The organism is Microcystis flos-aquae FACHB-1344, from assembly GCF_014698375.1.
Classification (GTDB): domain Bacteria; phylum Cyanobacteriota; class Cyanobacteriia; order Cyanobacteriales; family Microcystaceae; genus Microcystis; species Microcystis aeruginosa.
In genome coordinates, this window is record NZ_JACJSW010000148.1 from 22,724 (window position 1) to 29,693 (window position 6,970).

6 protein-coding genes are annotated in these 6,970 nt (G+C 38.9%); 3 read left to right on the forward strand and 3 right to left on the reverse strand.

Annotated elements, in window-relative coordinates:
* The first annotated feature begins 75 nt into the window (after window positions 1-75).
* From H6G48_RS13405 to H6G48_RS13415, 3 genes are all read left to right on the forward strand, one after another.
* Window positions 76-330 carry a DUF7219 family protein gene (locus H6G48_RS13405; RefSeq protein WP_002740468.1) on the forward strand — a complete coding sequence of 85 codons (255 nt, stop codon included), beginning with the start codon at window positions 76-78 and terminating at the stop codon, window positions 328-330.
* Between the two features lie 218 nt (window positions 331-548).
* Window positions 549-2,612 (forward strand): ABC transporter ATP-binding protein/permease, encoded by a 2,064-nt coding sequence (locus tag H6G48_RS13410; RefSeq protein WP_190722165.1) that lies wholly within the window; start codon window positions 549-551, stop codon window positions 2,610-2,612.
* Between the two features lie 160 nt (window positions 2,613-2,772).
* Entirely contained in the window at window positions 2,773-3,306 is a 534-nt protein-coding gene (locus H6G48_RS13415) for a GNAT family N-acetyltransferase (RefSeq protein ID WP_190722166.1), read from the forward strand.
* Window positions 3,307-3,515: 209 nt separating this feature from the next.
* On the opposite strand, the gene H6G48_RS13420 is transcribed toward H6G48_RS13415, so the two are convergent.
* From H6G48_RS13420 to H6G48_RS13430, 3 genes are all read right to left on the reverse strand, one after another.
* Window positions 3,516-4,490, reverse strand: a complete 975-nt coding sequence (locus H6G48_RS13420; RefSeq protein ID WP_190722167.1) for an MvdD family ATP-grasp ribosomal peptide maturase — start codon at window positions 4,488-4,490, stop codon at window positions 3,516-3,518.
* A gap of 53 nt (window positions 4,491-4,543) precedes the next feature.
* Window positions 4,544-5,524, reverse strand: coding sequence for an MvdC family ATP-grasp ribosomal peptide maturase (locus H6G48_RS13425; protein ID WP_190722168.1), 981 nt, complete (start codon window positions 5,522-5,524; stop codon window positions 4,544-4,546).
* A gap of 277 nt (window positions 5,525-5,801) precedes the next feature.
* The gene (locus H6G48_RS13430; RefSeq protein ID WP_071825016.1) at window positions 5,802-5,954 is read right to left on the reverse strand and encodes a microviridin/marinostatin family tricyclic proteinase inhibitor; all 153 of its coding nucleotides are present in this window, start codon (window positions 5,952-5,954) and stop codon (window positions 5,802-5,804) included.
* Window positions 5,955-6,970 lie beyond the last annotated feature (1,016 nt).

Genomic DNA, 6,970 nt, shown 5'->3' on the forward strand with positions numbered 1-6,970 from the left:
TTAGGTTAAGCTTAAGTTAACAAAAGGTTAAATAATATAATAATGTAGATATCCTATACTGGGGGGTCGGTAACAATGGAAAAATTCAATTCTAAAGATAACTTTCTCTACCCTAAAACCAGCTACAGGGGTTTATTCACGCCACAAAATTTAGTTTTTAACGCTAATTTGCAGGAATTCGCCCTGAGAGTCTCTTTTATCGCTGGTTTACACAGTGGGGGAAAGCTGACCTCCACGGAAGCTTACGAGAAAATTAACCAGCTTTGGCAAGAGTTGAATACCAGTCAAAAATTCCTACTAGCTAATCATTTTGAGGATCACGGAGATTGAGAGATGGGGGTTTTTCAGTGATCAGTAAACAGCATCTAGACTGCCACAGTAACAAAAGTGGGTCAAGTAGTTCTAGTCAAGTCAGAGCTTTCTGGCCATAGCTGGCTTTCATCTTCTAGATAAAAATGTTATCAAAAGACAACAAGAGGTAATTCGGCCGCTACAATATGATAGCGAGTTGTCAAGAGAACAGTAAAAGAACTGCCAATTGGATCTAGATGCCTCAATATACTACTAAACAAGCAACGGAAAACCCTGTTGTGTCCGACCAGTCCGCCAAGAATCCCTTTTCACTATTTGGTCAATTTTGGGAAAGCCTAAAAATTGTCGCTCAACCCTATTGGTATCCAACGGAGTTAAATGGACGCGCCTTTGGAGATGTGATCATTTCTTGGGGGATGTCAGCTTTGATCCTTTTAAGTATCTTGGCAACGGTGGGGGTAGAAGCTTTTAGTAGCTACTGGAATCGTTATGTACTCGATATTATTATTGAAGATAGAGACCTTTCTAAATATCTCAATACGCTTTGGTTATCCAGTTTGTTGATTATAGGAACAACGGGGTTATTTGCTTTTTCTCAATTTATTCGTCGTCAAGTGGCATTGGATTGGTATAAGTGGTTAACGAAACAAACCGTCAAAAAATATCTCAATTATCGCGCTTATTATAACATCGATTTTACCTCAGCTTTAAAAAATCCCGATCAAAGATTATCTCAAGAAATTGAACCAATTACGACCATGACCCTGAGGTTTTTAATTACCTTCGTGGAAAAAGGGTTACAAATGATTACTTTTGCAATTATTCTTTGGACAATTTCTCGGCAAATTGCGGTTTATCTAATAATTTATACGATCGCAGGAAATTTAATAGCAATTTATCTAACTCAAGAATTAAACAAAATTAATCAATCGGAGCTTAATAATAAAGCTGATTATAGTTATGCTTTAACCCATGTGCGTAACCACGCCGAATCCATTGCTTTTTTTCAGGGAGAAGAGCAGGAAGAAAAAATCATTGAAGGCCGTTTTGAACGGGTTATTCAAAGCTCGGAAAAACTGATCAATTGGGAACGGTTTAATAATCTTTTTAATCGAGGTTATCAGTCAGCGATTAGTGTATTTTCAATGTTTATTTTGACCCCGATGTTTATTAAAAACGAAATCGATTATGGGGAAATTAGTCAAGCGAGTTTATGCTGTTTCCTTTTTTCTAATGCCTTGGGACAATTAATTACTGAATGGGGAACATCGGGTAAAGTTTCAAGTTATATTGAACGGTTAGCTACCTTGACAGATGCCTTAAAAGTTGCCAGTGAAGAGCCGAAAAACTTAAGTCGTATTACCACCCTGGAAGATAATCGTCTAGCTTTTGAAAATTTTACCCTACAAACTCCCGATTATGAAAAGGTAATCGTGGAGAATTTATCGGTTTCTGTCCCTTTGGGAGAAAGCCTACTGATTATTGGCCCCAGTGGTCGAGGAAAAAGTTCCTTGTTACGAGCAATCGCCGGTTTATGGAAAGCAGGTAGCGGCCGTTTAGTGCGTCCTCCTTTAGCTAAAATGTTATTTTTGCCCCAACGTCCTTATATTATCCTTGGCACTTTACGGCAGCAATTACTTTATCCCCATACCAATGAGCAGGTGAGCGATGAAGAATTAGAAAACATCTTAAAAAAAGTCAACCTGCAACATTTATTAACTGACAAAAATACCTTAGATAAACAAGTCAATTGGGAACAGATTTTATCCCTCGGAGAACAGCAAAGACTAGCTTTTGCTCGACTATTAATCACTAAACCCACTTTTACTATCTTAGATGAAGCAACCAGCGCTTTAGATTTGACCAATGAAGCCAGCTTATATCAGCAATTACAGGAAAGTGAAACCACTTTTATTAGTGTTGGTCATCGGGAAAGTTTATTTAATTATCATCGATGGGTCTTAGAGTTAACAGAAAATTCCCATTGGCAGCTGTCAACTGTAGAAGATTATCAGCGCAAAAAAGTTAATGACATGGTAATGATGTCAAAAAAATCAGAAGATTTTTCGGCGGTAAAAATAGAGCCTTTGTCTGAGGTTAAAACTGAGCATGATGCGGAAATTGCAGGAGTTTCTGAAATAGCCGAAGGTTTGTCCCATCAACAAATGCAGTCCCTAACTGATTATTCTTTAAGTAGCGTTCGTAATCGAGCCAGTTTAGGTAAAATTATTACTGCCAAAGATGGTTTTAATTATCGTTACGATAAAGACCCAAAAACCTTAAAATGGGTGAGAATATAGCTAATGGGGTGACAAACAGATTGAAAGTGAGACAGAGTATTCAGACTTCCCCCTCTCAGGAGAACTAGAGAATCAGGTTTTTGCTGGGTAAGTTGATTAACAAGCTACTAACTGATAACTGATAACTGATAACTGATAACTGGTATAGGAGTTTTATCAAATGAAAGCACTGGAAAAACTGGTGACGGAACGATTATATTTAGTCCCCTTAAAGCTTGAACTTCTCAAGGCCGCAATTATAGGTATCGATGAATTGGCAACAATTTTGGGGGTAAAAGTTGCAGCTGACTGGGCCGAACAAGAGTTGATTCAAGCTTTCCCTGATATTGCGAATATTTTGCTGCAATTCCCCTTCCAAAATGAGTGGGGGTGGGGGAGTTTAATTATTCATCAAACAGAAAATACCCTTATTGGTCATGTGATGATCAAAATTATTCCTGATGTCACAGGTTTACCCACAGATGCTGTAGAAATTGGCTATCAAGTAGCGCCGTTATATCGACGACAAGGCTACGCATCCGAGGCGACAAAAGCAATGATGGACTGGACACTTTCTCAACCTGGTATGCAAACAGTGACCGCCGGCTGCGCTCCCGATAATATAGCTTCAAAGCGAGTTTTAGAAAAAATAGGCATGGATCTGATAGAAGCACGAGAGAAAGTCTTGGTCTGGAAATTAAGTAGGGTTTGCTGAAAAAGTTTGTTGGTGGGGTTAGGAGTCAGTTATCAGTTATCAGTTATCAGTTATCAGTTCACTGAGAAAACTCCCCACTTCCCCACTTCCCACACCCTACACCCCACACCCCACACCCTACACCCTCTTTCAAGTCAGGAGTCGGGGGGGAAATCTGGAGTCAGAGCCTCGTCGATGCGATAAAATACTCTGGCTCTGTATTTGTTGGTTTATGAGTTAACTAGGACTTCAGCGATCGCCTGGGAGATGGGAAAATAAGGAGGATAAAGTTCTAGCCAGAAAAACTCACCAACGGGATTAATTTCTAAAAAGATATAACGTTCATCTGGTGTGACAATCATATCAATTGCACCATAATTGAGACCGAAATATTTCATTAATTCAAGTAGTTGCTTTTCAATAGTTTTCGGTAAATCGTAGGGTTGCCATTGTTGATGGAGCGCTCTTCCCTCTTTTCGCCAATCGTAGATAGCGCCGTCTAATTGTTGGGAATTAATCGCCGCCGTAAATATTTGTTCACCGACGATAGTGATGCGTAATTCCAAAGCTTTAGGAATGTTTTCCTGAAAAGTCATGGGACAAAATTGCAAACCTTCCAAATTATCTAGGTCTTCCTTTGTAACAGGACTGGTAAAAACAACCATTTCCTCTTGCTTGTCTCCATAAATAGCAAATTGAGAAAGCATTTTAGTCACAATTCCCGTCGCTTCAAACTCCTGAGCAAATTGCTTGACAGCTTCAGGATTATTAGAAGTTAAAGTCCCCGGAATTAATAAACCTAATTGTTGCGCTACTTGTAACTGCAATTGTTTATGATTGGCATGATCTACCTTAGCAATTGGATCAAGATGAAAACCAGATAAACTAGCAATCATTCCTCGAATACTTAACCGACATTCCTTAAGAGAAGCTTCGCGAAATTGACTATCCATCCCATCGGGTAATTTTAGTCCGTATCTCATGCGTCGATACCAGACAGAAGAAACTTCTTTTAGCTCTAATTTTTGTTCTCCATCGGTAATAATTCCGCCTTTTTTATCGCCTGAGTAAAGATCAACTTTCACCTCTGTAGGGAAGCGATCAGTATCAAAACGGAAGGCTTTTTTCCCCATCGTTTCTATGGCTTTGATTACCAGAGGAATACTTTCATTATCGTGGCTAAAAGTAACAATTAAAACGGTCATAGATTTCCTTGAAAACTTAGGATTAACAATTTTTTGAGCGCCAGCTTTGCCGATCAACCGAAGACTAAAAAATCAGCGATCGCATTAGAAATAGGTAAATCTAAATCCCGTTCTAACATTCCCCACTCACCACAGGGATTAACTTCTAAAAAAACGTATTCTCCCCCAGGAGTTAAGATAAAATCAAACGCCCCAAAATTCAACCCTAAATTAGCCATAAAAATCTGAAGTTGCTGCAATAGTGAATCGGGTAAAGTATGATGTTGCCAAGCACCCGGATCAATACCCGGTCTTCGCCAATCTACGGCAGAATTATTATACTGAGAAGATTCTAAAGCTCCCACAAATGTCTGTCCATTAACCACGACAACTCTCAATTCTAATTGTTTGGGAATTTCCGCTTGAAAAACCATAGGACAATAACGTAAAGATTCCGCTTCCTCAAGGTCTTCTGCTTTCACCCTACTGGTATAAAGAAAAAATTCCGGCGACTCCATACTTCGGGCGATCGCAGTTAACAATTTACTCACCATTCGTCCCTGAACCTGGGAAAAAAACTCCCGGGCAGCATCAGGATTATTGGTAACTAAGGTAGGGGGAATAATCAAGCCAACTTCTGAGGCCAAACGAAGTTGTAATAACTTATTTTTAGCCTTCTCAATTTGCGCTAAATTATCTAACCAACGCGCTGACCTTAAACTATCCCAAAAACCAGCCAAAGTCGTCTGGGATTCTCGCACACAAGCCTCCCGAAACTGAGGATCTAAATCTCCTGTTATTTCAGGTTGCCAAATACGTCTTGTCCAAACAGATTGCACCTGTTGACTATCAATAGATTGATGGTTATAGGTTAATTGATAAAAACTTTTTTTACCATTAAATTGGGCTGCTAATTGAACCTCTAAGGGAAATTTATCGGTATCTAAGCGAAAAGGTGTGGCTCCTTTTTTTTCTATCGCCTCAGCCACGCGGTCAATCGTGAAAAAATCGCCGCTATGGGTCAACAATAAAACAACTTTAGGCGATTCTTTCATATCAGTTGCAAGTCCTTACATTTTAACCCATCTTAAGGCTTTTGGGTCGGTCTTTATTGATCCTAATCTCAAGAAAATGCTGCAAAAAGTCTTGCTTTTGCTTGACTTATTGCAGTATTGGTTTTTTCTTGAGTAATTACTAAAGTTACTTTACAGCACTTCTCAGGATCTCAACGTGCAGTTTTTTTGGCTGCGAGCCTTGCTTAGTGGAGCTTTTAGCTTTTTGTCTGTACGGTGTAATCAAGAAAAGTGCTGTAATTACTCAAGTGATCTGAGTTTAATAATCTTCCCAGTCAGAAGGGTATTTAAAGGTGGTCCCGAAGGTAGGCTCAGGGGAAGGAGACTTGATGGAAGATTCCTCTTTGCTTACGGACAAGAAACGAGCAAAGAAAGGAAGTGCTTTACCTTGTTGATCGTTGGGATATGCCATAGTTATTCCTGTGGTAATTTCAAGTGAATAGGTTTAATCACTCAGACAAAACTAACAACCTGTACTAACCCTTGAAAGCTTTGCTGTGCATGGCTTTCAGAATTGGGATTGTGCAGATAATTTGCCTTTGTTTGGGTGATGGAAAAGATTGTAAGCACTAATCTGGCCAATGTCAAGCACTTAAGAAAAATTTAAGAAAAATTTCCGCTAAATCATACTAAATCCTTTGATTATCGGCTATTTATGAGGACAGGCACTTATGCAAAAGGCACTCACGCAAAAGGCAACTGGATAAAAATAAATAGATTAGTAGATTGGATGATTTAAATTGTAGTCCTTCGATTCGAGAGTTTTATGCAGAAGTGTTGAATCCGGCAATAAAACTTCACAAAACCAGTATTTTACAGTGCTAAATTAGATTCGCTATTGGGAATGGAGTCAATAATCAGTCCTTTTTGGTATCATCAGAGCGAATACATAACTTGGTCATGATCTTCAATATCTTAACATTCAACACTTCTGAGTTTTGTGGTGAAAGAAAGTTTTTTAATGTCGGTTATTGGCTCCCCCGTACCCAAGATCAACAGGAGGCATCTTGTACTCAGTAATCAGTGATCAGTAAACAGTAATCAGTGATCGGTGAAAAGACAGTAGAAACTATCATTATAGACCTAGTTGCCACACAGAAACCACAAGAGCCATACTCTGTCACTTAAAACTCAAATCTGATAACTGATAACTGATAACTGATAGCTGCACGACCAGAAGTGTTGAACGGGGAAAAAAGTCGTACAAAATTTGATATTATAGATAAGAAAACAAAGTAAATATACACCAATAAATGTGAATAAGCCATGCTAACAATTTTCCCAAAACTAATGAAAGAGCTTCTCAAGCCACTCCCCAAAAATGACTATCCCGCATTAAGTACATTTACTTTTGTGTCCTGTTGGATAGGTTTTGCACTGGATAAAAGTATCGTCAGCATGAGAGACTTAAGCGCACGCCTGAAAATG

Excerpts from the sequence above, each read along its gene's own strand:
- H6G48_RS13405 (WP_002740468.1), top strand. The coding sequence starts at position 76 with ATGGAAAAATTCAATTCTAAAGATAACTTTCTCTACCCTAAAACCAGC.
- H6G48_RS13410 (WP_190722165.1), top strand. The coding sequence starts at position 549 with ATGCCTCAATATACTACTAAACAAGCAACGGAAAACCCTGTTGTGTCC.
- H6G48_RS13415 (WP_190722166.1), top strand. The coding sequence starts at position 2,773 with ATGAAAGCACTGGAAAAACTGGTGACGGAACGATTATATTTAGTCCCC.
- H6G48_RS13420 (WP_190722167.1), bottom strand. The coding sequence starts at position 4,490 with ATGACCGTTTTAATTGTTACTTTTAGCCACGATAATGAAAGTATTCCT.
- H6G48_RS13425 (WP_190722168.1), bottom strand. The coding sequence starts at position 5,524 with ATGAAAGAATCGCCTAAAGTTGTTTTATTGTTGACCCATAGCGGCGAT.
- H6G48_RS13430 (WP_071825016.1), bottom strand. The coding sequence starts at position 5,954 with ATGGCATATCCCAACGATCAACAAGGTAAAGCACTTCCTTTCTTTGCT.